Genomic DNA, 23,243 nt, shown 5'->3' on the forward strand with positions numbered 1-23,243 from the left:
GCGCCGGCGCCGGCGCCGGCCGCGCCGCGCGCTGCGCTCACAGCGCGTTTTCTACAGATCTGCTGGAGCGCCTGGTGGCGGGGGCGCGGCGGCCTGCTCACCCGGCACGCTGCTCGGCGCGTGGCCTCCCCGAAGCGCTGGCGGAGCCGCGCGGTCCGGGGTATTGGGCAGAGCAGTACGATGTCCGACGTGCAGAGACCGCTCCCGCCGAAAAAGGACGTCGCGCTGGCCCTCCTCGAGCGAGAGCCGAGCGTGTTCATCCACCTCGATCCGCGCCGGCCCGGTGTCTCCGTCCCCAAGTGGTTCACGGGACAGCCGCAGCTGATCCTCCAGGTCGGCATGAACATGGCGATCGCCATCCCCGACCTCAAGGTGGACGACGACGGGATCAGCTGCACCCTGTCGTTCAACCGCGCGCCGTTCTGGTGCCGCTTGCCGTGGCACGCGATCTGGGCGCTCGTGAGCGAGGACCAGCGCGGCATGGTGTGGCCCGAGGACATCCCGGCCGATCTCGCCGCGCAGAAGCAGCAGCGCCCCGCCGTCGCCCCGCCGCAGAAGCCCGCCAAGAGGCCGCGCCCCCGGCTCGCCGCCGTCGCGCCCCCCAGCGGCGACGACGAGCGGAGCGACGAGGCGGCGGACGAGGCGCCGGCGCGCGACAGGGCGCGCCCCCAGCTCGAGTCCGTGGAGGCCGGCGAGCGCCTCGGCGCGGGCGAGGCCCCGGCGCGGGACGCCGGCGCGCCCGTGAGGCCGCTCGCGCCGGTGCCGGCCCTCGCGCCGGTGCGCTCCACCGAGGAGCGCGAAGACGACGAATCGGGTGGCTCCGGTGAGCCCGAGCCCAAGCCTCGCCAAGGGGCGGGCAAGCCGAAGCGCGAACTGCCCCCCTATTTGCGGGTCATCAAGTAACGCTACTGACGCTACTGCTTGACGGTGCGGCTCGGCCATTCCAACTCTGGCCGGCCATGCCTCGACCGTTGCAGCGCATCCTCACTGCGCTCCTGCTCCTCGGCGTCGTCGTCGCCCTCGAGTTCGGCTTCGAGACCCTCTTGCCGGACGCTGCCTGGCGTCAGCTCGCCCTGTTCGCGATGGTCAACGTCATCGCGGCGCTCTCGCTCAACGTCATCAACGGAATGGCCGGCCAGTTCTCGATCGGCCACGCCGGCTTCGTCGGGATCGGCGCGTACACCGGGGCGGTCGTCGCCGGCAACCTGCACCAGCACCTCGGCGGCGGCGAGCCGCTCTTCGGCAACTCGTTCGTCGTGATGCCCGCGGCGCTGCTCGCGTCCGGGCTCGTCGCGGCCCTCTTCGGCCTCGTGGTCGGCCTGCCGAGCCTCCGGCTGCGCGGCGACTACCTCGCCATCGTGACCCTGGGGTTCGCCGAGATCTTCCGCCTGACGATCGCGACGGCGACGACCGGCGGCCCCGACCAGGGGGCGGTCGGCAAGCTCCTCGGGGCGCTCGGCGGCCCGATCGGCTACGCCGGCCCCGACGACACCGGCGTGCCGCAGTACGCCGGCCCGTTCTGGATCTTCGGCTCCGTCGTGCTCGCGACGATCCTCGCCTGGCGGCTGAAGTTCTCCGGCTGGGGCCGCGCGCTGCGCGCCCTCCGCGAGGACGAGATCGCCTCCGCCGCGGTGGGCGTCGATCCGACGCGCTACAAGGTCACGTCGTTCGTCATCTCCGCCGCCGGCGGCGGCATCGCCGGCGCCCTGCTCTCGTCGATGCGCGACGGCAACCCCACGGTCCAGCCGGACCAGTTCACGTTCAACTACTCGTTCGACGCCATCACGATGGTGATCCTCGGCGGCTCGGGCAGCGTCTCCGGGGCGATCCTCGGCGGCGTGTTCGTGACCTTCACGGTGAAGCTCATCGAGCAGCTGCAGGGCCTCGACAGCGTCCTCGCCCTGAAGGCGGCCTACCCCGCGCTCGATCTGAACGCCCTCAGGATGGTGCTCTACGCGGGCATCCTCATCGGGCTGATGGTCCTCCGCCCCGAGGGGCTGTTCGGCGAGCGCGAGCTCTTCGGCCGGCGCTGGTCGCGCAGGAAGCGCTTCCCGGTGGGCCCGGCCGAGCCCGTCCCCGCCACGACCGGCGTGGAGGCGGGCGCCGGGCACGAGGGCGCGCTGCCGAGCCCTGGCGCGCCGCCCGATGAGCCGCCGCCCGGCATCACCGTCGGCCGCGAGGGCAAGCCGGCCGGGAGGGAGCTCGAGTGAACCTCGATCTGAAGCACGTGACCAAGCGGTTCGGCGGCCTGCGGGCCGTCGGCGGCGTCTCCTTCACCGTGCCCGAGCGCTCGATCTTCGGGCTCATCGGCCCGAACGGCGCGGGCAAGACGACGGTGTTCAACCTGATCACCGGCGTCTACAAGCACGACGAGGGCGCGATCCGCTTCGGCGGGACCGACCTCGCGCCGCTCCGGCCGAGCCAGATCGCGCGCCTCGGCATCGCCCGCACGTTCCAGAACATCCGCCTCTTCGGCCAGCTCACGGTGCTCGAGAACGTGCTCGTCGCCTGCGAGAACCTGCGGAGATCCACGCTCGCGTCCGCCCTGCTGCGCTCGCCGTTCTTCTTCAAGGACGAGCAGGAGATGACCGAGCGCGCCCTCTCGCTCCTCTCGGTGTTCAAGCTGGAGGACATGGCCGACGAGATCTCGACGTCGCTCTCGTACGGCAACCAGCGCCGCCTCGAGATCGCCCGGGCGATGATGCTCAAGCCGAGGCTGCTCCTGCTCGACGAGCCGGCGGCGGGCATGAACTACGGCGAGGCCGAGGGGCTCAAGCAGCAGATCCGCTGGCTGCGCGACACCTTCGACATCACGGTCGTGCTGGTCGAGCACAACATGCAGGTCGTGATGGGGGTGTGCGAGGAGATCCACGTCCTCGATCACGGCGAGACCATCTCGCACGGCACCCCGGAGGTCGTGCGCAGGGACCCGAAGGTCCTCGCCGCGTACCTCGGCGAGGAGATCGACGACGAGGCGGCCGGCGCGGCGGCGGAGGAGCCCGCATGAAGACATCGCATCCGACGCGGCAGCCCCCCTCGGTGGCCCCCGGCGACCCCCTGCTCGTCGTCGACGATCTCGCGGTCAGCTACGGCGGCATCAAGGCGCTCAAGGGCGTCAGCCTCGAGGTGCGGCGCGGCGAGATCGTGGCGATGATCGGCGCGAACGGCGCCGGCAAGACGACCACGCTGAAGACGATCGTCCGCCTCCTCCCGATCGCCTCCGGCCGCATCCGCTACGACGGCAAGGACCTCGCGTCCGTCTCGACGGAGGAGCTCGTCGCGGCCGGCATCTCGCTCGTCCCGGAGGGGCGCGCGATCTTCTCGAACCTCAGCGTCCGCGAGAACCTCGAGCTCGGCGCGTGGTGCCACAAGCACGGCCCCACCATGGCGGAGACCGTCGGCGACGTGGTGAAGCTCTTCCCCCGGCTGGGCGAGCGCATGCACCAGCACGGCGGCACGCTCTCCGGCGGCGAGCAGCAGATGCTCGCGATCGGCCGCGCCATGATGGCGCGCCCCGCCATGCTGCTCCTCGACGAGCCCTCGCTCGGCATCGCGCCGCGGCTCGTCGCGGACATCTTCGAGTCGATCGCCAAGATCGCGGCGTCGGGAACAACCGTACTCCTCGTCGAGCAGAATACCCGACTGGCGCTCAAGTACTCGACGCGCGCCTACGTGCTCCGTACTGGGCAGATCGCCATGAGCGGCGAGTCGAAGGATCTCGCGGCGAACGAAGAGATCCGCGCGGCCTACCTCGGCGGCTGATCCCGCTCCCGCTCCCGCGCCGGCGCTCGTCGGCGCGTCGCGGCTCCCCGAGCGGGTCGCAGACGGGCCATCGCGGATCACGGCGGATCACAGCGGATCAGAAAAGAAACAGGCAGAGAGCGCTGGTGTTTCAAGCGCGTATCAACGCATCGCGTGATGCGCTGAGGCGCGATTGATATCGCTCTTTGCCGAATATGGAGTATGGTCACTGTGAGCCAGGTCATGAAGACCTGGTCTTCACAGCGGCGGCCAGAGCCGGCCGCTGACGGGGGATACCCATGGAGATTGAGCGCACGACCCGCGTTCTGGTGATCGATGACGACGCCAGCAACTCCCAGCCGCTCGTCCACTTCCTCTCATCCCGGGACTACACGGTGGAGACGTGCTGCGGGCTCGGCCATGCGCGTGACGTGCTTGCCCGCTGGCGTCCTCATGTGATGGTGCTCGTGCCCCGGGAGGAGGCGGAGCTCCACAGCGAGATGGAGGAGCTCCGCCGCATGTCGCCGCGCGTGCCCGTCGTGGTGCTCACGCCCGCGGTCGGCCCCGAGCTCATCCTGGACATGGAGGCGTTCGCGCCCACGGTGCCCGCGTGTCCGTCGCGCGGCCTCGCGTACATCGAGTCTGCTGTGGCCGACGCCTCGGCCATGGGCTGACCGCGGCCGGCCTCGGATGGGGCCCGCGCTCACCGCGGGCCGGGTGCCACCCGGGGCAGGCGCCTCTCGCATCGGCTCGCCTCAGGCGGACGGCTCGAGCCCGTCCGGCAACCCGTCGAAGAACTCCTCCACCACGGACGCGAGCCAGGCGCGCACCGGTCCGGTCGCGCACATGCTCCTCACGACGGGCCAGAGCGCGTCCGCGAGCGCGCCGGCGTCGAGCTCGGGCGTGATCCCGAGCCGCCCCAGCGCCTCGCCGAGCGGCTCGCCCGCGTGCGCCGCGACGAACGCCGCGATCGCCTCGCTGGTCCGCGTCCGGACGGGCCGATCCCGGAGCACCTGCGCGGCGATGTCGGCGCCGAGCTCCGCGGCGATCGCCGAGCTCTTCGCGTCGAGCTGACCGACGAGCGCGCAGATCTCCTGCTCCAGCACCCACGCGGCGACCTGCTTGCGCAGGCCGACGAACTCGGGGGTGTCGCCCTTGGCGACGAGGATGTCGTGCACCTGGCGCATCGCCGTGCGCGAGAACCCCTGCAAGAACCGGCGGATCTCCGGCTCGAGCCGCCGCTCGAACTCGCCCCGCATCGCGCCCATCGTCTTTCCGACCCCGCCGAGGCCGAAGGGGGCGACCCGCTTGAGGAGCGCGGGCAGGCCCCACTCGGCGAAGAACGGGTTCACCTTCTCGGTGAACTCCATCAGCGTGTCGTAGAGGACGTCGCGCATCACCGCGTCGAGCGCCGCGCTCTCCAGCACCTCGCGCACGAGCCGCTCCGGCACGATCTTCGGCTGCTCGAGGATGCGGTCGAGCTTGTCGCGGGCGCCCTCCGGCAGGAGCTCCTTCGCGCTCCGCCGCTCGGCGCGCGCCGCCTCGACGAGCGCCGCGAGCGCCGCGGCGGCCGCGGGCCGGACCGCCCGCCGGAGCGGCTCTTCGGCCGCCAGCGCCTCGAGCGCGCGCCCGATCGCCCCCGCGTCCACGAGCTCGCCGAGCGGCGTCGCGAGCAGCGCCGCGAAGCCGGCAGGCAGCCGCTCCCGGAAGTCGCGCGCCGCCGCCTCCGAGACGAGCCGCGCCTCGAGGAACGCGATCTGACGAGCCTTCAGTTCATTAAGTAGGGCGCGATCCATCGGGGAACCGATAGCCCCGAGCCCCCGCGGGTGCCAGGCGCAGATGACCCCGGGCCTCTGCCGACGCGGCGCGCGGCGCGCGGCCCCTGCCCAGGCCCCGAAATCGCGCAGTACTGTGAATCTGCCCAGCGGGTGAGCACCCTACTCATCGAACGTGGTTTCGGAGGAGCCTTACCAAAAACACCTTACTTGGAGCTCCAGTATCCGGGGACTCCCTGAGTCGGCGCGCCGCTCGCGTACGTGCGTTCGTGCGGCGCACCTGCGGGCAGCGCCGCGCGCCCGGGCGAAGCGGGATTGTCGGTGATTGTCATTTCCCGCGGGGAGCGACTCGGGCCGAAGTCAACTTTGCGGACCTCGCGACAGAGAGTTGCAACGAATTACAAGTGCCTGACAACTTCGGATCCAGCGGATGGTACGCGTTCGTTGTCTGCCGGCGCCTGCAGGGGTGGAGAGCGGCGTTCTCGCCCGGTCCCACGGCTGCACGGCAACCCGCCGGCGGTAGGTGCTCGCGATGCTCTCCCTGCTGCTCTGTGTCCTCTACTTCGGCGTGCTGCTCGGCCTCAGCGCCTACGGCCTGCACCGGCTGCATCTCGTGGTCCTCTGTCGCCTGAACCGCGCCAAGATCACCCGCGCGCAGGAGGTCGCGGCCCTGACCGATCGCGACCTCCCGCCGGTGACGATCCAGCTCCCGCTCTTCAACGAGTCGACGGTCGCGGCGCGGCTGCTCGATGCCGTCGCGAAGATGGACTACCCGCGCGACAAGCTGGAGATCCAGGTGCTCGACGACTCGACGGACGAGACGCAGGGCCTCGTCCGCGCGCACGTCGAGCGGCTGCGCGCGCTGGGCCTCGACGCGGTGTACCTGCACCGCGTGGACCGCGTCGGCTACAAGGCGGGGGCGCTCGACGCGGGGCTCAAGATCGCGAAGGGCGAGCTGGTCGCGATCTTCGACGCCGACTTCATCCCGCAGCCGGACTTCGTGCGGTCCATCGTCGGCCACTTCGAGGACCCGACGGTCGGCATGGTGCAGACGCGGTGGGGCCACCTGAACCGTGACGTCTCGATCCTCACGCAGGTGCAGGCGCTCATGCTCGACGGCCACCACCTCGTCGAGAACCGCGCGCGCTTCGGCGCGGGCCTCCTGTTCAACTTCTCCGGCACCGGGGGGATGTGGCGCAAGGACGCCATCCGCGAGGCGGGCGGCTGGCAGCACGACACGCTGACCGAGGACCTCGACCTGTCGTACAGGGCGCAGCTCGCGGGCTACCGCTTCATCTACCGCGAGGATGTCGTCTCGCCCGCGGAGCTCCCCGAGGACATCTCGGCGCTGCGCGCGCAGCAGTACCGCTGGGCCAAGGGGACGGTGCAGACGGCGCGCAAGCTGATGGCGACCGTGCTGAGCGCCAAGCTCTCGCTCGGGCAGCGGATCGAGGCGTTCTTCCACCTCACGCCGCACTTCGCCTACCCGCTGCTGGTGCTGCTGAGCATCCTCTTGCTGCCGGCGCTCGTCCTGTTCCCCGCGGCCGACACGCTGACGATGATCGCCATCGATCTGCCGCTCTGCACGGCGACGACGGGGTCGCTCGCGGCGTTCTACATGCTGGCCGAGACGGCGCAGGGCCGCTCGCGCTGGGGCGCGGTCAGGCGCCTGCCGATGCTCATCGCGCTCGGGACGGGGCTCGCGCCGTACCTGTCGAAGGCCGTGATCGAGGGGCTCCGCAGCATGTCCGGCGAGTTCGTCCGGACGCCGAAGCAGGGCGACAACAAGGGCCGGTACAGGGTCCGCACGGACCTGCCGATCACCGAGACGATGCTCGCGGTGCTGTCGTGCGGCGCGGTGGTCGCGTCCGTGGAGACGGGGCACTACTTCGCGACGCCGTTCGCGGTGCTCTTCGCCGTCGGCTACCTCTACGTGGCGTTCCTGGTCGTCCAGGAGCAGATCGTGCGCCGCCGCGATGTGGCATCGAGCGCGCCGGTCGTCGGCTGGAGCGACGCGCGGCCGAGCGAGGCGGCCGTCGTCGGCGCCTGGTCCCGGCAGTCGACGAAGGAACGCCACCTCGGCGATCTTGCCGTCTGAGCGGATCGTCGCCGCCGAGCCCATCCTGCGCCCGTGGTCGCGCCGGTGAGCCTGCCGGATTCCTGGCCGCCGGATCGAGGGTGCGAGGTGTGGGGCGCTGCTCGTGGGGTCGCAGGTTCGCTCCGAGCGCTGCGTTGCTCGGGGGGCTCCACGAAGCGTGCCTGGTGCACATCGGGCGAAGCCTGCGTAACCCCCTAGACCTTACCGACGCACGCTGGCATTCTGCCCTCCAGGCCGGTCGGGGGACCGCACGCGGCTTCCTGAACGGTCTTCAGGGGTTGCGGCGCGTCCCCCCCTTCTGCAAGGGCGATGGGGGTATCATGACGAAAGCCGAAATCGTTCAGGCGGTCTACTCCCGCCTTGGGGGGTTCTCGAAGAAGGAATCTGCCGATCTGGTGGACCTCGTGTTCGAGACCATGAAGGAAACCCTGGGTCGCGGGGAGAAGATCAAGATCTCTGGATTCGGCAACTTCGTGCTGCGCGACAAGCGCCAGCGGCAGGGTCGCAACCCCCAGACCGGCGACCCCATCCTGATCACGGAGCGCCGGGTCCTGAACTTCAAGGCGAGCCAGATCTTGAAGCAGGCCCTCAACCCGCGTGAGACGGCCTCGGCGGCCGAGGAGTAGACTGCTTGGCGGTGCGCGCGCAGCTTCCGGCGAAGCTGTACTACCGGATCGGCGAGGTGGCCGGCATCGTGGGGGTCGAGCCGCACGTGCTCCGGTACTGGGAGACCGAGTTCCGCTCCATCCGCCCGCAGAAGTCGGCGAAGGGGCAGCGGGTCTACAGCCGGCGCGACGTCGAGACGCTCCTCAAGGTCAAGGAGCTGCTCTACTCGCACCGCTTCACGATCGCGGGCGCGCGGCGCAAGCTGCGCGAGGGCGGCATCGAGCCGCCGACGCCGGACGCGGGCGCGAGCCACGAGGAGGTGCAGCGGATGCGCACGGCCCTCGTCGAGATCCGGACCGAGGTGATCGCGCTGATGGATGAGCTCGAGCGCGTCTGAGCTCCACGGCGTGGCGCCGGGCCTCGGGTTGCGCCTTGTGTTGCCGGCCGGGGCGAGCGGCGCGCCGGAGGAGGCGCTTCCCGCGATCGACGTCTCCGCGATCGCGGGCGCGAAGGTGACGCTCCTGCGGGGCGTCGAGGCGGACGGGCTCTCGCTGCGCGCGGTGTGCGTGACGGCCCCGTCGCGGCAATGGGTGACCGGCCTGGAGGAGCTCGTGCTCGATCGGGCCTCGGGGCTCGTGCGGGGGGGCCTCGGGATAGCGATCGAGCGGTGGGAGGCAGGGCCGATCCACGCGCAGTCGCATCGGTTCGAGCAGGCGTTCGAGGGAGCCGGGAGGGCTGGCGCGCGCGCGGTGGTGATCCGCGGGCAGCACGTGCTCGGCTTTGCCGGGAGCGAGCACGACGCGGCGCTCTGCAGCCTGGCCTGCCTGGAGCCTGCGCAGGGGACGGGCGCTCGGTGCGGCGCGCTGCTCGGCGCGACCGCGTTCGAGGGCGTGTTCGTGGCGCCACCTGAGCCGGGACTGCTCGTGCGGACGATCTTCCTCGCCGCGGAGCAGCCCCTCGCCATGACCGCGGCGCTCGGAGCGGTCGCGGCGGCGGGGGTGACCATCCTGCTGGCGCGGCGGCCGCGGCCGCGGCCCTAGGACGGGGAAGAGGGGCTCGTGGAGAGCTGCCCGGCCCTCGGAGAGGGCCTATCGCGTGGATGCGAGATGTTGAAGAGAGAGGCGTACGCCAGGCTGATGACTCGACCGGGCAGGGGGAGCGATCAGAACGGGATGTCGTCGTCGTTGCCGCCGCCGCCGTAACCGCCGCCGCCGAAATCGTCGGGCGGAGGACCGGGATCCTGCGCAGCCGGCGCGGGGCGACCGCCGCCGCCGCGGTTGTAGCCGCCACCCGCCGGGCGGCCGCCGCCGCCGGCGCCGCCGCTGTAACCGCCGCCGCCGCCACCACCGCCGCCGCCACCGCCGCTGTAGCCACCGCCACCGCCGCTGTAGCCACCGCCGGGATCAGCGCCGAACGCGCCTGCGTCATCGCCGACAGCGCCGCGACCGCGGCCCCCGCCCGTCAGCAGGACGTTGTTCGCGATCACCTCGGTCTTGTAGCGCTTGTTGCCATCCCGGTCGTCGTAGCTCGACGTGCGGAGCGAGCCCTCGATGAAGATCGAGGAACCCTTGCTGAGGATCTTGCCCAAGGCCTCGGCGCGCTTGCCCCAGATCACGACATTGTGCCAGTCCGTCCGTTCTTTCCGGACCTTGTCGCGGTCCAGGTACGACTCGGTCGTCGCGAGCCGCAGGTTCAAGACGGCCTGACCCCCCTGGGTGAACCGGAGCTCTGGGTCGGCGCCCAGGTTGCCGAGCAGCATTACGCGATTCAAGCCTTCGGCCATCGTCACTCCTTCCCTAGGAGGGGCTCTCAGCGCACGCTGCGCTGAACGAACGTCGCCTGCTTCACTCCCCCATGGGGGCCGACGCGTCAAGGGTCGTGGCGCGCCGAAAAGCACGCGGCGCGCCCGCGCGGCGGGACCGGCGTGGGCCTCGGCACGGGCGGCGCGGCGTCGCTCGATCGCCGTCCGATGGCCGTCCGATGGCCGTCCGATGGCCGTCCAATTCCGCCAGGCTCCGCGCAATTCCGCGTGATTCCGCTCACCCGCCCGCTCCGGCTTGCGCGAGGAGGTCGGCCAGGAAGAGCCGGGCGATCGTGAAGTAGAGGAGGATCCCCAGGACGTCCACGAGGCTCGCGATGAACGGCGTGGAGCTGGTCGCCGGATCGAGGCCGAGGCGCCGGAGCAGGAGGGGGAGCATGGCGCCGACGGTGCAGCCCATGAGGACGATCGCCATCAGCGTCGCGCCGATCGTCAGGACGAAGCCGGTGCCGTCGCCCCAGAGCCAGACGCGGAGCATGCCGATGGCGGAGAGGATAAGGCCGAGCACGACCGCCTGCCCGAGCTCGCGGACGAGGACGCTCGCCCAGTCGCCGACGCGCACGTCGCCGACGGCGAGGCCGCGGATGATGAGCGACGACGACTGCGAGCCGGAGTTGCCGCCCGTGGAGATGAGCAGGGGCACGTAGTAGGCGAGCGTCGCGACGGCCTCGAGCTCGTGCTCGAAACGCCGGAGCACCTCGCCGGTCATGAACTCGCCGACGAACAGCACGGCGAGCCACGGGGCTCGCTTCTGGATGAACGTCCAGAAGCTCGTCTTGAAGTAGCTGTCCTCCATGGGGCCGACCGCGCCGAGCCGCTGCATGTCCTCGGACTGCTCCTCCGTGAGGACGTCCATCACGTCGTCGACGGTGATGACGCCGAGCAGCTTGCGGTCCGCGGAGAGCACGGGCAGCGCGTTGAAGTCGTACTTGGCCATGGTCCGCGCGACCTCTTCCTGGTCGGTCTCGGGGCTGACGGCGAAGACGTTCTCGGTCATCACGTCCGCGAGCTTCTCGGACGGCGAGGCGAGCAGCAGATCGCGCAGCGACACGACGCCGATGAGGTGCCCGCGATCGGAGACGATGTACACGTAGTAGATCGTCTCGGCGTCCTCACCGACGGCGCGGATGCGCTCGATCACGTCGGCGACCGTGAGGTGGATGCCCACCGACACGTAGTCGGTGGTCATGAGGCCGCCGGCGCTGTCCTCGGGCCACTTGGCGAGCTCCTCGACCTCGGCCGCCGCCTCGGGGTCGACCTTCTCCAGCGTGGAGAGCAGCGTGCCGCTGACCTGGTCCGGGAGGGCCTCGATGAGGTCCGTGCGGTCGTCGGCCGCCATCTCGGAGACGATCGGCGCGATGCTCTCGATGCCCATCTGCTCGACGAGCGCCTCCTGGGTCTCGCCGTCGAGGCGCTCGAAGATGGGCGCGGCCTCCTCGGCCCTGAGCGCCATCAGGACCTTCGCCGCTTCGGCGTCGTCCAGCAGGCCGATGAGGTCGGCGAGGTCCTCGTCGTGGATCTCGTCCAGCAGGTCGGAGAGCTGCGCCGGATCCTCGGTGAGCAGCTGCCGTACCTCCGGGACCATGGCGAGGGCGACGCGCAACATGCCCGGGCACTGACCACAACTCGGCTCTGCTGGGAAGCGGCAAACCCCACCGGCGCCGGGCCCGCGACCCACCCAGCTCCCCGGCGACCCACCCAGCTCCCCGGCGACCCACCCAGCTCCCCGCATCGACCGAGGTTGGGTTGCGGTGCCGCGGCCGACCGAGGTTGGGCCTCCCAGCCGACCGAGGTTGGGCCTCCCACGAGCGCCGGTCGCGCGCGATGGAGGCTGGGCTCCCGCGACCCGTGAAGGAGTGGTTTGCAATACAGTGATGAGTGAACTTTCCTTATTGGCCGACCCAGGTTGAGGACCAGGTCGGAGGAGCCAGGTCGACCCAGGTTGAGGGGCGGGTCGCCTACTGCGTTGGCTGTCGCGCAATCAGGTTGACGTCGCGGCGGCGCGCGGGGCATGGAGGGCACGGGTCTGCGGCGGCGGCATCTCGTTTGCTACGGGACCCCTTCGCGGGGTCGAGCGGGGCCGGCCGGGTCGAATTGACAGCCTTCCGGTCGGGTCCCTAGCATCGGGCTCCCGTCGAGCCGTGGATCGCCTGCGGAAGTCGGTCATGGGCCCGTGGACGGCGGGCCTTTTCGGTGGCTTGACCGCCGCGCAACTGGATCGGTGGTCGAAAGGAAAGTCGAATATGACGCGGATAGAGCGTGAGAGCAGGCGCCCGTGGAGGGGCGCGGTGAGGTTCGCCATGGCGGGCCTGCTGATCGCGGGCACAGGCAGCGCCTTCGGATGTCTGAGCCGCCCCATCGCCGAGAACAAGCCCCGGTCGACGTCGACGATCGTCGAGCGGCTGACGCAGAGCTCGGTCGACAAGATCGATCTCCTCCTGGCGATCGACAACTCGGGTTCGATGGCCGACAAGCAGGCCATCCTCGCCACCGCGATCCCCGACCTCGTCCAGGGTCTCGTCAACCCGCGCTGCATCCACAAGGACGGCACGATGGCGACCACGGTCGCCTCGCCCAACACGCCCTGTCCGCAGGACTACAAGCGTGAGTTCGAGCCGGTCAAGGACATCCACATCGGCATCATCAGCTCGAGCCTCGGCGGCCACGGGTCGGGCGCCTGCCAGCGGACGACGAGCGCCTCGAACGTGGACATGGCGCACCTCCTCGCGCGCACCGACGAGAACTCCGACGTCAACGACATCCCGACCTACCTCAACCTGGGCTTCCTGGCCTGGGATCCAGATCAGAAGCTCGACGGCGAGCCGGAGACGCCGGATCCGAACGACGGCGAGGCGGATATCACCGCCGATTCGAACGCCGACCTCAACAACACGTCGCTGGTCGGGCAGCTCACCGCGATGGTCCAAGGTACGGGGCAGACCGGCTGCGGCTTCGAGGCGCAGCTCGAGAGCGTGTACCGCTTCCTCGTCGACCCGGAGCCCTACGCGACGATCAGCGTTGACCCGGCCACCGAAAACATCGTCGTCACCGGCGAGGATGCCGACGTCAAGAGGCAGCGCGCCGACTTCCTGCGGCCGAGCTCGCTCCTCGCGATCATCATGCTCAGCGACGAGAACGACTGCTCGATCCGCGAGGAGGGCAAGAACTACCTCGTGGCAGAGACCACAGGCTTCCGCCTGTGGCGGCCGCGCACCGAGTGCGCCACCGATCCGGGCAACAAGTGCTGCAGGTCGTGCAGCCAGAGACAGGACGACTGCCCCAAGGATGAGGCGTGCATGGGCACGGACGGCAACACCGCCCAGCTGACCAAGGAGGAGGACCCCGTCAACTCTCGCTGCTGGGATCAGAAGCGCCGGTTCGGCTTCGACTTCCTCTATCCGATCGACCGCTACCGGCGCGCCTTCACCGAGGCGCAGATCCCGAACCGCAGGGGCGAGCTGGTCCCGAACCCGATCTTCAGCGATCCGAACCCGGACGACCTCGACTCCAACGTCCGCGATCCCGGGCTCGTCTTCTTCGCCGGTATCGTCGGCGTGCCGTGGCAGGACATCGCGCGTCAGAACGCGGAAGGCCAGCCCGACCTGCTGAACGGCCTCAACCAGGACGGCGAGCCGGTCGGTGGGTTCAAGAACTCCGACGAGCTCAGCGCGCCCGTGGCCGGCGCCGCCAGCACCTGGGAGCTCATCCTCGGCGATCCCGCGAAGTACCAGGCGCCGAAGGATCCCTTCATGATCGAGTCGATGAAGCCTCGCTCGGGCATGAACCCGATCACGGGCGATGCGATCGTCGGGCCGCAGGCGACGGGCTGGAACGGCATCAACGGCCGCGAGTACACGATCCCGCCGGACAGCACGGGGGACCTCCAGTATGCCTGCATCTTCGATCTCCCCGTGGACGCGGTGAAGACCTGCGACGGGACGGCTCAGAGCTGCGACTGCAGAGCGGTGGGGGGTCAGGCGACCGACAACCCGCTGTGCGAGCCGGAAGCGGGGAACAACCAGGAGGATCCGGCGCCCAGGTCGACGACGCAGATCAAGGCGAAGGCCTACCCGGGCCTCCGCGAGCTGCAGCTCATCCGGGAGCTCGGCCCCCAGGGCATCGTCGGCTCGGTGTGCCCGCGCCAGCTCAACAACGACGACGCGGCCGACTACGGCTACCGGCCGGCGATCGGCGCCATCATCGATCGCCTGAAGACGGTGCTCGGCGGCCAGTGCCTGCCGCGCACCTTGACGCCGGACGCGGACCAGCAGGTCTCCTGCCTGATCCTCGAGGCGCGCAACTCGCAGGGCCAGTGCAACTGCGCGGATGAGAGGACGCCGGGGCGCCTCGACGTGACGGGCGCTCATACGGCGGCGAAGGACGAGGTGCTCTCGCTCGACATCGCGAAGGCGTCCGGCTGGGACTGCGTGTGCGAGATCCAGCAGCTCGAGGCCGACGGGGCCAACGCGTGCAGGACCAACGTCGGCGACATCGAAGACGTGCACGGGTGGTGCTACGTCGACCCGTCGATCCGGCTCGGCGATGCCGCCATCGTGGCCGACTGCCCGTCGACCGAGCAGCGCAAGATCCGTTTCACGGGCAAGGGCGAAGCCCAGCAAGGGGCCACGCTGTTCATCACCTGCTCCGGCGAGTAGGCGACGTCAGCGGGCGTCAGCTAGCGTCAGCTAGCGTCTGATTGAGCCCGGCGCGCGGGGTGCGATCGTGAGGTCGCGCCCCGCGGCGCTTTTGTGGCGCTTTGCGGCTCCGGAGCGGCTCCAGCGAGCCGGCCGGCGGAGCGCCGGGAGGGACCTGCCCGGTTTTGTGCTAAGACCGGACTCCGTCGTGGTGGCACGGAAGAAGATTCTCATCATCGAGGACGAGCCCCACATCGTGCTGGGGCTGACGGACGCCCTCGAGTTCGAGGGCTTCTCGGTGGCGTCGGCCTCGAAGGGGAAGGACGGCGTGCTGCTCGCGCGGCAGGAGAAGCCGGACGCCATCCTCCTCGACCTCATGCTCCCCGACACCAACGGCTTCAAGGTCTGCGAGGATCTGCGGCGCTGGGACGCGTTCGTGCCGATCATCATGCTGACGGCCCGCGGCCAGGAGATCGACAAGATCCGCGGCCTCGACGCGGGCGCCGACGACTACGTGACCAAGCCGTTCAGCGTGGGCGAGCTCATCGCCCGCCTGCGCGCCCTCTTCCGCCGCGCCGCCCGGCCGGCCGAGGCGCCCGTCGAGGTGTTCTCCATCGGCAACGTGCAGATCAACATGACCGCGCACACGGTCTCGCGGGGCTCGCGCTCGGATCAGCTGTCGTTCTACGAGGTCGAGCTCCTTCGCCTGCTGCACGAGCGCGTGGGCCAGCCGGTCTCGCGCGAGGAGATCCTCCAGAAGATCTGGGGGATCGAGGCCGGGCCGTCGAACCGCACGGTCGACAACTTCATCGTCAAGCTGCGCAAGAAGATCGAGCGCTCGCCCGACAAGCCGGAGCACATCCTCACGGTCTACGGCTTCGGTTACAAGCTCGCTCCCTGACGGAGCGGCAGGACGTTGCGGAGGTCGCAAGGCACCGTCACCGCGGCGTCGGTGATGCGCTTCGGATCGAGCTCTTCGATGCGCGCACCCTCGCGGATCTGCCGCGCCTCGAGGCGCAGCCGGACGAGGCCCGGGCTGCCCGTCTCGCCGGCGTACCCGACCACGTCGCCCGCGTCGAGGCGCGCGCCCGCCACGACGCCGGGGCCAGGGCGATCGAGGTGGCCATGGAGCAGGAGGTACCTGCGCACGCGATCCACGTCGCGCGCCTCGCGCACGTCGTGCGCCGTGGCCACCGTGATCCCGGACAGCGCGCCGACGAAGACGACCTCGGCCTTCCCCTCCTGGCCCTCGAGCCTGAGCGCCGCCACCCGCTCGCCGCGCGTCGCGGTGATGTCGATCCCGCCGATCCACGACGGCGGCTCGGGCCGCGCCGCGCCGATCGCGGCGATGGAGCCCGCTGCAGGCAGCGCGCCCGCCCCGGCTGGAGCGTCCTCGACAAGGAGGAACCCCGGCGGCGCGTCCGGCGCGCCGATCGGGAACGTGTACGCGGCGGCGCTCGCCGGACGTTCCGGGCGGCGGGGGATGTGCTCGTGGGCCTGGCTGCGCGTGCCCGCTCTGGCGGGGCGCGCACCGGCAGGGTCAGAAAGCGCCGCAGCGCCGCCTTCGGGGAGCGGCGCGCCCGGAGCAGGCAGCGGGACGCAGGCGGCGCCCTCCGGCACGGTGCGCGGGCCGCAGAGCGCCGCCGCGCCCGCGGCGCCGCGCGCCGCGGCCGCCGGAGGGACGACCGCGGGCGGCGGCGGCTCGGGATCGTCGATGCCGCCGAGCGCGAGGACCAGCGCCGACGCCGCGGCGCCGCGCACCAGCGGGGAAGGGGAGACCGCTGCCCTCGCCGGGCGGGCTTGCAATGAGCCGGACACACGCATGCCATGAACGGTCTACCGCATCGCGCGCGGCGGGCGAGCTCGATGCAGCGGCGGCGCGCTCGTCCCGCCCGGCCTGCGCGCGGCGGCCCCGGCGTGGGCGGCGCCGGGCACGCGCGGCCGCGCCCGCCGTGGACGGGAATTCGCGAGGAACAGGCCCTTGTTGCCTGCCGGCTTGCGGAGGCGACGCGCTGTTGATAGCTCCTCTTCGTGCAAAATCGTCAAGCCATCGAGACGACCCTGAACAAGCTGTTCGACGCGGAGCGCACGGCTCGCCGGCTCCACGACGACCTGACGGCCATGCCCGGCGATGGGCTGCTGGATGTCCTCACGGACGCGATCGCGGCCGCGACGCGCGAGAACGACGAGGACGAGGCGGCGCTCCGGCTGGTGCGTATCGCGTCGCTGCTCGGCGAGCACGAGGGGCCGCGCGCGCTCGACGCGCTCATCGATGTGCTCGCGTCGGAGCACCCCGAGGCGCGGCAGGCCGCGGGCGAGGAGATCGAAACGCTGGCCTACGATCGGTTCAAGGAGGTCGCGCAGGCGATCGAGCGCGCGCTGAAGCGGCTGCCGGTGGGCTCGTCGGCGCTCCCGGAGCTGCCGTACCTCATCGCCGAGGTGCCGGAGCCGGGCGTGCCGAAGCTGCTCAGCCAGTTCCTGGGCCACAAGGATCCGGACGCGGTCGCGGCGGCGATCGAGACGCTGGTCGAGATCGGTGACCCGGCGCATGCGCCGCTCATCCAGCCGCTGCTCGACGACAAGCGCACGGTCGAGCTCGCGGACGACGGCGGCGACGACGCGACGTCGGAGGTCACGATCGGCGAGCTCGCCGAAGAGGCGCTCAGCCTCCTCGCGCCCTACGACGACGAGGAGGACGGGGTCGCCTGATGATCGGCCCGCCGCTGAGCGCGGCGGACGCCGTGTTGTTCGAGCACGCGGTCGTCCCGCGCTACCTCTCGTTCTTCGCCTCGCTGGCGGTCGAGATGCTGCTGCCCTCCGAGGCGGCGCGCATCGTCCACCTCGGCTGCAGGAGCGGCTTCCCCGACGCGATCGTGGCCGACAAGCTGCCCGGCGCGACCCTCGTGGGCGTCGACGGCTCCGCCGCCGCGCTCGAGCTCGCGCGCGACAAGGCCGCGCTGTTCTCCGGGATGAACGCGAGCTACGTGCTCGCCGACGCCCTTCCGACGCCGCTGCCGGACGCGAGCTTCTCCCATGCGTTCACGCTGCACCCGGTCTGCCGTCCGAGCGAGCGGGCGCAGCTCCTCGCCGAGCTGCGCCGGGTCCTTGTCCCCGGCGGCCAGGCGCTCATCGCGCTGCCGTTGCGCGGTTCGTTCCCGGAGATCGCGGACATCGCGCGGGAGTGCGCGCTCAAGCAAGACCTCTCGGAGCTCGGCGCCGCGGTGGACGCCGCCGCCGTCAGCCGCCCCACGATCGAGACCATCGCCGAGGAGATCGAGGGCGCGGGGCTCGACGAGGTCGAGGTCGACGTCCAGCTCATCGCCGTGTCGTTCGAGAGCGGGCGTGAGTTCCTCGAGGATCCTATCTCGAGGTTGATGGTGATCCCGGAGTCGACGGCGATGCTCGACGTCGAGCCGCAGATCATCGACTCGATGCTCAAGTACCTGCACCACGCGGTCTCGAAATACTGGTCCGAAGGGGTCTTCGAGCTGACCGTGAACGTCGGGTGCGCGAGCGCTCGGCGCCCCCTCGTCTGATCACGGTCGACGATCGGGCCAGGGCGCGGATCGCGCGGAGCGCGGCCAGCGAGCGCGGCTAGCGCTCGCGCCCGCCGCCGCGGAGGCCGAGCTCGTCGAGCCCGGCGAGCGCCGCTAGCGAGACCGGGTGGTACGGCGGCCGCGGGGTGATCGGCTTCCGGGCGTCGCCCCCGCGCTCCTCGATGAGCCGCGCGCAGAGCGCGAGGCACCACTTGCCCTGGCACCAGCCGGTGCCGAAGCCCGTGTAGCGCTTGACGGACTCGATGTCCTTGTAGCCGCGATCCATCGCGGCCTCGAGCTCGTGCAGCGTGACGTCCTCGCAGCGGCAGACGAGCGTCTTCATCGACCTAGTCGCCCTCGTACTCGCAGCGGGCGTCGCAGGTCTCGAAGATGGTGACCCGGTTCAAGGACGGCAGCGACGGCGCGAGGCGGGTCCAGATCCACCGTGCGAGCACCTCGCTCGTCGGGTTCTCCAGCCCGGGGACCTCGTTCAGGTAGTGGTGATCGAGCAGGTCGTGGAGGGGAGCCCAGGCCTCGTAGAGGTGGCTGTAATCGATGAACCACCCCGTCTCCTCGTTCACTGGGCCGCGGATCGCGACCTCGACCTTGAAGCTGTGACCGTGGAGGCGCGCGCACTTGTGCCCCTGCGGCACCTTGGGAAGGCGGTGGGCGGCCTCGAAGCGGAACTCGTGTACGAGACGGACGTTCATCGGAGCAGCGGTCATGGGGCGGTCGCCGTGGGGCGTCAACGCCCCGTGGCCTGAACAGGGGGCGGCGTGAGGTACGGGGTTCCCTCGAGGGGCTCGAGCGACTATACCGCCGGCCATGCCGCAGAAGCCCGCAGTGAGAGCCAAGAAGAAGCGTCGCGATACGAAGCGCCTGGCAAACTGGCGCGCCAAGAAGGAGCTGCAGAGCGCCCAGGGAACGCCGGCCGAGCCGGCCGCCGCCGCGCGGTCCGGCAGCTGAGCCGCGAGCACTGGCCCCGGCCAGTGCTCAGTTCGCCGGCTCGTCCTCTTCGTCGTCGTCTTCGTCGGGTTCCGGCGACGCGGGTCCCTTGCGTCGCGCCGCGCGAACGGTCGCGACCTCGGCCCGGGACGGGTTGATCACCAGGAAGCCGTGGTCCGCGTCGAGGAGCGCTACGTCTCCTGGCGACGCCCAGCGGAACGCCCCCGCCACATCCACGATCGACGGCACGCCGAGCAGCTGGAGGAGCACGAGCGAGCGCGGCCCGGACCGGTCGCTGAGCGCGACGCCCACCGGGTGGGCCCGGGCGGAGATCAAGAGGTCGAAGACCGTCAGCTGGTCTCCCACGAGGACCGCCTTCGACGGGAGCTCGGCCCGGGCATCCGGGGTCGCCAGCATCAGGATCGCATCGCAGAGATCCTCGATGTCACGGGCGCGATCCTGCAGGAACGGGTCACCGACGATCCCGTTGGCGGCCCGCGCCACCTCGCGAGCGACCGTCCCGAGCGCCTGCGCGACGTTGCGCCCGCTGGCCGCGAGCTCGAAGGCGCGCGCGCGCAGGCGGCCGTCGCCGATCATCAGGAGGTAGGTCGAGAGGAACGCCGCCTCCTGCGCGAGCCCTCGCTTCGCTGCGCGGGCGTTGAGGTCGAGGAGCGCCTTCTCCGCGATGTCGAACGCGAGCCGCAGGAGCTTCGGATCGCCGCTGCCCTGCCGCGCGCCGAGCGATGAGGTCGCCGGCCGCCGCAGGGCCGCGATGGCGCCGAGCGCGCGCCCGGCGACGACGGGCAACCCCGGCAGCGTGACCTTGCGCGTGCCACCGCCCGTGCGCCGCCGCCGCTCGCGCAGCTCGTCGAGCACCTGCGCGTGGCGAGCGCCGGCCGCGATCGGAGCGGTCAGCGCCATGACGAGCTCGACGTCCCGCGCCGTGAAGGCGCGATCGCCCGCCCGTTGCACGACGAGGGCGCCGAGCGGGCGGCCGCTGCCGAGGATGGGCGCCGCGAGGAAGACCGGGAAGCGCTCTTCACGGAGCTCAGGGAACGCTCGATAGCGCTCGTGCTCGGTCGCCTGGACGACCGAGATCGGCCGCAGGCACTCGACCGCCATGCCCGTGATGCCCTGCCCGACCGAGAGCCGCACCGTGCCGCGCGCCTCGCGCGGAAAGCCGACGTTGCCTCGCAGCACCAGCTCGTCGCCGTCGCCCTCGAGGAGGTACAGCGAGGCCACGTCGGCGCCGAGGATCGCGGCGATCCGCTGCGGCGCCTCGTCGAGGAGGAGCGACAGCGGCATCGGCTTCGCCACGAAGGCCAGGTACTCGATCACGAGATCCAGGCGCTCGTCGCGGCGCACCTGGATCCTCGCGGAGGCGACCGACGGCGGCGCGCCCTCATCGTCGGCGTTCGCGACGCGGGCCGAGCTGCCGGCCGGATCGCTCGAGAGGGACGCGTCCTCCTCGTCGGGGCGGAGCTCGTCCAGCGCGCGGTTCACGAGGCTGTCCCGTGAGCCCTCCACGCCGGACGGCGTCGCCGACGGGCTCGCGATCGCTTCGAGCTCCGTGGGCGGATGGGTCGCCTTCGGATCGGTGCGCGACGACATGCCATGATCGCTATCACACACCGTCGCTCGAGCGCACCTTGCTCCCACCACGTCCCGATCGTGTCGCGGTCTGGACGGCGTGGCCGCGCGACGTGCGCGCTCGCTGCGAGCCGCCAGCGCGGGCAGCTGGACGTCAGGCCGTCCGCAGATCGACGGGGCCGTCGAGGGGCGGGCGCTGCATCCGCCCGAGCGCGGAGAGCCGGGCGCGCGGGGCAGCCGCGGCCGCCGCGCGCGCGAGCATCCCGCCTCCGCCCGCGCCGATCGCGGTGATCGCGCCGCGGATCGGCGCGAGCAGCGCCGGAGCGGCCTCGGCGCTGCTCGCCGCCACGTGGACGACGCGCGCCGCCGGCGGCAGCAGAAGCGCTCGCGGCGCCGGATCCAGGCCGACCCCGTGTCCTCGACCTTCCCAGAACGAGCCCACGGCGTCGAGCGTGGCCCGGTACATGGTGACCTCCGCGCGGGCGGCGCCGTCGAGCGGCCCGCGCGGGACGCGCGCGCCCGCCTCCTCGAGCGCCTCGTGCAGGCCGCGCGCGAGCGCCTCCGCGCGCTCGGCCGGGCCTTCCACCAGCGCGAAGCGCGGCGACAGGCAGCCGCGCTGATCGAACGGCACGACGTCCGCAGCGATGTCCCGCGCCGCCTCGACGAGGTTCGCGTCCAGGCCGACGACGGCGAGCCCCAGGCCGGCGCCGTGCCCGCGCACGAGCACGCCCGGGCCGGCCTGGGCCCGCAGCGTCGCCACGGTCTGGTCCGAGCCGTAGACGTGCAGCTCGGCGTGCGGCAGATCCCCGGGAACCCGCTCGCCGGCCGCCGCTCCGGCGTCCCCGAGCGTGATGTCGGCGACCAGCGCGATGGCCCCGCCGCCGCGGCGGAAGCCTTCGTCGGCCTGCAGCGCGCGCACGAGGAGCTCCGCGACGACGGGATCGCGGCGGGACGGGCGCACGAAGACCTCCGGCGCTGTGGCCGTCGCGACGGCGATGGCCCGCAGCGGCGCCGTGCAGACGTTGGCCGCCAGGACCACGTGGCAGCGGCGCGCGCGCCCCGAGGACGCCACGAGCGCGTCGAGCTCGCCGTCGCTCGGCGCGACCTCGAGGTGGCGGTCGAGCGCGAGCTCCACGCCCTCGGGCGAGAGGCCGCTCGTGGAAGGCAACCGCTGGCGCGCCTCCTCGCCCAGCGGATCGCGCGCGTCCGCGAGCCGCGCCGCCGCGGCGACCGCGCGCTCGACCCGGAGGCGCCGCGCCGCGCCGTCGTCCATCATCACGGCCCGCCGCCGAGCATCTGGTCCATCGCGATCGAGCAGCCGCGCGGCGGCGCCCCGGACGCGCGACCCAGGAGCTCGACGCCCTCCGCGGTGACGCGCACGCGGTCGGCGGTCTGGATGGCGACCGCCGAGTCGACATTCGCGAGATCGACGATCCGCGCGAGCCCGATCGCCCCGGCAGGGAGCGGCGCGAGCGTCTCGGGGTCCGCCGCGGTGACGCGCGTCCAGGGAGGCGCGAGGTACAGCCCCGGCGCCGCGCCCGGTGCGCCGGCGAGCGCCGCCGCGAGCGTGCCCTCGTAGAGCTGGCTGGAGAGCTCGGTCATGCCGTACTCGCTCACCACGTGCGAGAGGGGAACCCCCAGCGCCCGCGCGATCGACGCCCGCAGCTCCTCCGCGGGCACCTCGCGCGAGCGGCCCTTGTAGCCGCCGGTCTGCATGACCCGGCTCCCTTCGGGCAGCAGCGCCGCGCCCTCGGGCAGCCGCGCCCCGATCAGGTGCTCGATCAGGTGCACGAAGGCGAACGACGTGCCGAGCACGAGCGCCGGCTCTCCCGAGGCGCGCGCCTCGGCGCACGCGCGGGCGAACCCCGCGGCGTCGAGCTCGCCGCCACGAACGTGCCAGCTCGCCGGCCCCGAGAGGCGCGCGGCGAAGCGGTCGATCATGAACCCGAGCGACGAGTCCGGCGCCTCGTGGAGCGGCGGCGCGAGGACGATCGCCCGGAGCCGCGCGCCGTCGGGCCACAGCAGGCGCTCCCCCCACGCGAGCGCGGCCAGCTCGTACGTGGCGGTCGTGCGGAACGGGTGCTCGCCGCGGGACGCCGCGCCGAGGGAGGTTCCGCTCGTGCGGAAGACGCGCTCGTCCGCCTCCGGCGGGTGGGCCGCGACGCGCGCGAACCGGAACACGTCGCACGGCACAGCGGGGATCTGCGCCGCGTGATCCATCGCGGCGACGTCCGCGCCGCGCGCCTCGAAGAGGCGGGCCACCGGCGCGCAATGCGCGGCCTGGTGCCGGGCGAGGGCGATCGCGAGCGCATCGAAGGTCTCCGGGAGCGCCCCGCGCTCGCCCTGGTCCTGCGGAGGAGAGGCGGCCGCCGCTCGGCCGGCGCCTGTCGAGCCCGCCCTGTCCACGCCGAGCGCCGCCGCCTCGATGAACGCCCGCGCGCGGCGGTGCAGCGCCTCGCTCTGGTCTATCGGTCCCACGGGCACCGGGATAGCACGCGC

At 71.8% G+C, this 23,243-nt stretch carries 23 protein-coding genes; 14 read left to right on the top strand and 9 right to left on the bottom strand.

What is annotated here, in order from left to right; translation table 11 throughout:
- Positions 1-180: 180 nt before the first annotated feature.
- From WME73_RS47430 to WME73_RS47450, 5 genes are all read left to right on the top strand, one after another.
- On the top strand, positions 181-903 hold the full coding sequence (locus WME73_RS47430; protein WP_437742884.1) for a ClpXP protease specificity-enhancing factor SspB: 723 nt from the start codon (positions 181-183) through the stop codon (positions 901-903).
- Between the two features lie 56 nt (positions 904-959).
- A complete protein-coding gene (locus tag WME73_RS47435; RefSeq protein ID WP_437742885.1) occupies positions 960-2,210 on the top strand; it encodes a branched-chain amino acid ABC transporter permease in 1,251 nt (416 codons plus the stop codon).
- Entirely contained in the window at positions 2,207-3,007 is an 801-nt protein-coding gene (locus WME73_RS47440; RefSeq protein ID WP_437854863.1) for an ABC transporter ATP-binding protein, read from the top strand. The genes WME73_RS47435 and WME73_RS47440 overlap by 4 nt, the downstream gene beginning before the upstream one ends.
- Entirely contained in the window at positions 3,004-3,762 is a 759-nt protein-coding gene (locus tag WME73_RS47445) for an ABC transporter ATP-binding protein (RefSeq protein WP_437742887.1), read from the top strand. The genes WME73_RS47440 and WME73_RS47445 overlap by 4 nt, the downstream gene beginning before the upstream one ends.
- 278 nt (positions 3,763-4,040) lie before the next feature.
- Positions 4,041-4,415: a response regulator gene (locus tag WME73_RS47450; RefSeq protein WP_437742888.1), complete on the top strand. Its 375-nt coding sequence runs from the start codon at positions 4,041-4,043 to the stop codon at positions 4,413-4,415.
- Positions 4,416-4,496: 81 nt separating this feature from the next.
- On the opposite strand, the gene WME73_RS47455 is transcribed toward WME73_RS47450, so the two are convergent.
- Positions 4,497-5,537 (bottom strand): hypothetical protein, encoded by a 1,041-nt coding sequence (locus WME73_RS47455; protein ID WP_437913911.1) that lies wholly within the window; start codon positions 5,535-5,537, stop codon positions 4,497-4,499.
- 511 nt (positions 5,538-6,048) lie between these two features.
- On the opposite strand from WME73_RS47455, the gene WME73_RS47460 reads away from it, so the two are divergent.
- The 4 genes from WME73_RS47460 to WME73_RS47475 all read left to right on the top strand — a co-directional run bounded on the left by WME73_RS47460 (position 6,049) and on the right by WME73_RS47475 (position 9,260).
- Positions 6,049-7,614: a glycosyltransferase family 2 protein gene (locus tag WME73_RS47460; protein WP_437913912.1), complete on the top strand. Its 1,566-nt coding sequence runs from the start codon at positions 6,049-6,051 to the stop codon at positions 7,612-7,614.
- 320 nt (positions 7,615-7,934) lie between these two features.
- A complete protein-coding gene (locus WME73_RS47465) occupies positions 7,935-8,240 on the top strand; it encodes an integration host factor subunit alpha (protein WP_012241218.1) in 306 nt (101 codons plus the stop codon).
- A gap of 11 nt (positions 8,241-8,251) precedes the next feature.
- Entirely contained in the window at positions 8,252-8,617 is a 366-nt protein-coding gene (locus tag WME73_RS47470) for a MerR family transcriptional regulator (protein ID WP_437742891.1), read from the top strand.
- Complete coding sequence (locus tag WME73_RS47475) at positions 8,598-9,260, top strand: hypothetical protein (protein WP_437742892.1); 663 nt, start codon at positions 8,598-8,600, stop codon at positions 9,258-9,260. The genes WME73_RS47470 and WME73_RS47475 overlap by 20 nt, the downstream gene beginning before the upstream one ends.
- Before the next feature lie 122 nt (positions 9,261-9,382).
- Here WME73_RS47475 and WME73_RS47480 read toward each other — a convergent pair whose 3' ends face one another.
- Both WME73_RS47480 and mgtE read right to left on the bottom strand, forming a co-directional pair.
- Positions 9,383-10,003 (bottom strand): single-stranded DNA-binding protein, encoded by a 621-nt coding sequence (locus tag WME73_RS47480; RefSeq protein ID WP_437913913.1) that lies wholly within the window; start codon positions 10,001-10,003, stop codon positions 9,383-9,385.
- Between the two features lie 256 nt (positions 10,004-10,259).
- Positions 10,260-11,645: a magnesium transporter gene (mgtE, locus tag WME73_RS47485; protein ID WP_437742894.1), complete on the bottom strand. Its 1,386-nt coding sequence runs from the start codon at positions 11,643-11,645 to the stop codon at positions 10,260-10,262.
- A 694-nt stretch (positions 11,646-12,339) separates the two neighbouring features.
- Here mgtE and WME73_RS47490 point away from each other — a divergent pair.
- Entirely contained in the window at positions 12,340-14,694 is a 2,355-nt protein-coding gene (locus tag WME73_RS47490; RefSeq protein ID WP_437913914.1) for a hypothetical protein, read from the top strand.
- A 190-nt stretch (positions 14,695-14,884) separates the two neighbouring features.
- Positions 14,885-15,574, top strand: a complete 690-nt coding sequence (locus WME73_RS47495; RefSeq protein WP_437713728.1) for a response regulator transcription factor — start codon at positions 14,885-14,887, stop codon at positions 15,572-15,574.
- On the opposite strand, the gene WME73_RS47500 is transcribed toward WME73_RS47495, so the two are convergent.
- Positions 15,556-16,491 carry a hypothetical protein gene (locus WME73_RS47500; RefSeq protein ID WP_437913915.1) on the bottom strand — a complete coding sequence of 312 codons (936 nt, stop codon included), beginning with the start codon at positions 16,489-16,491 and terminating at the stop codon, positions 15,556-15,558. The genes WME73_RS47495 and WME73_RS47500 overlap by 19 nt on opposite strands.
- A 213-nt stretch (positions 16,492-16,704) precedes the next feature.
- Here WME73_RS47500 and WME73_RS47505 point away from each other — a divergent pair, with 213 nt between their 5' ends.
- Together WME73_RS47505 and WME73_RS47510 are read left to right on the top strand one after the other, a co-directional pair.
- Positions 16,705-17,382 carry a HEAT repeat domain-containing protein gene (locus WME73_RS47505; RefSeq protein WP_437713732.1) on the top strand — a complete coding sequence of 226 codons (678 nt, stop codon included), beginning with the start codon at positions 16,705-16,707 and terminating at the stop codon, positions 17,380-17,382.
- Positions 17,382-18,209, top strand: coding sequence for a class I SAM-dependent methyltransferase (locus WME73_RS47510; RefSeq protein ID WP_012241227.1), 828 nt, complete (start codon positions 17,382-17,384; stop codon positions 18,207-18,209). Before WME73_RS47505 ends, WME73_RS47510 begins: the two co-directional genes overlap by 1 nt.
- A 58-nt stretch (positions 18,210-18,267) precedes the next feature.
- Here the strand turns inward: WME73_RS47510 and WME73_RS47515 are convergent, their stop codons facing one another.
- Both WME73_RS47515 and queD read right to left on the bottom strand, forming a co-directional pair.
- A complete protein-coding gene (locus tag WME73_RS47515; protein WP_272096324.1) occupies positions 18,268-18,552 on the bottom strand; it encodes a (2Fe-2S)-binding protein in 285 nt (94 codons plus the stop codon).
- A gap of 4 nt (positions 18,553-18,556) precedes the next feature.
- The gene (queD, locus tag WME73_RS47520; RefSeq protein WP_012241229.1) at positions 18,557-18,919 is read right to left on the bottom strand and encodes a 6-carboxytetrahydropterin synthase QueD; all 363 of its coding nucleotides are present in this window, start codon (positions 18,917-18,919) and stop codon (positions 18,557-18,559) included.
- Between the two features lie 115 nt (positions 18,920-19,034).
- Between queD and WME73_RS47525 the strand changes: the two genes are divergently transcribed.
- A complete protein-coding gene (locus WME73_RS47525) occupies positions 19,035-19,175 on the top strand; it encodes a hypothetical protein (protein WP_012241230.1) in 141 nt (46 codons plus the stop codon).
- A 27-nt stretch (positions 19,176-19,202) separates the two neighbouring features.
- Here the strand turns inward: WME73_RS47525 and WME73_RS47530 are convergent, their stop codons facing one another.
- The 3 genes from WME73_RS47530 to WME73_RS47540 form a co-directional block, all read right to left on the bottom strand.
- Positions 19,203-20,765, bottom strand: a complete 1,563-nt coding sequence (locus WME73_RS47530) for a GAF domain-containing protein (RefSeq protein WP_437742899.1) — start codon at positions 20,763-20,765, stop codon at positions 19,203-19,205.
- A gap of 133 nt (positions 20,766-20,898) precedes the next feature.
- Positions 20,899-22,020 (bottom strand): acyl-CoA reductase, encoded by a 1,122-nt coding sequence (locus tag WME73_RS47535; protein ID WP_437748124.1) that lies wholly within the window; start codon positions 22,018-22,020, stop codon positions 20,899-20,901.
- Positions 22,020-23,222, bottom strand: a complete 1,203-nt coding sequence (locus tag WME73_RS47540) for an acyl-protein synthetase (protein ID WP_437913916.1) — start codon at positions 23,220-23,222, stop codon at positions 22,020-22,022. Before WME73_RS47540 ends, WME73_RS47535 begins: the two co-directional genes overlap by 1 nt.
- Positions 23,223-23,243: the final 21 nt, after the last annotated feature.

It is taken from the genome of Sorangium sp. So ce302, assembly GCF_051530145.1.
In the GTDB taxonomy this organism is placed as follows: Bacteria; Myxococcota_A; Polyangia; order Polyangiales; family Polyangiaceae; genus Sorangium; species Sorangium cellulosum_B.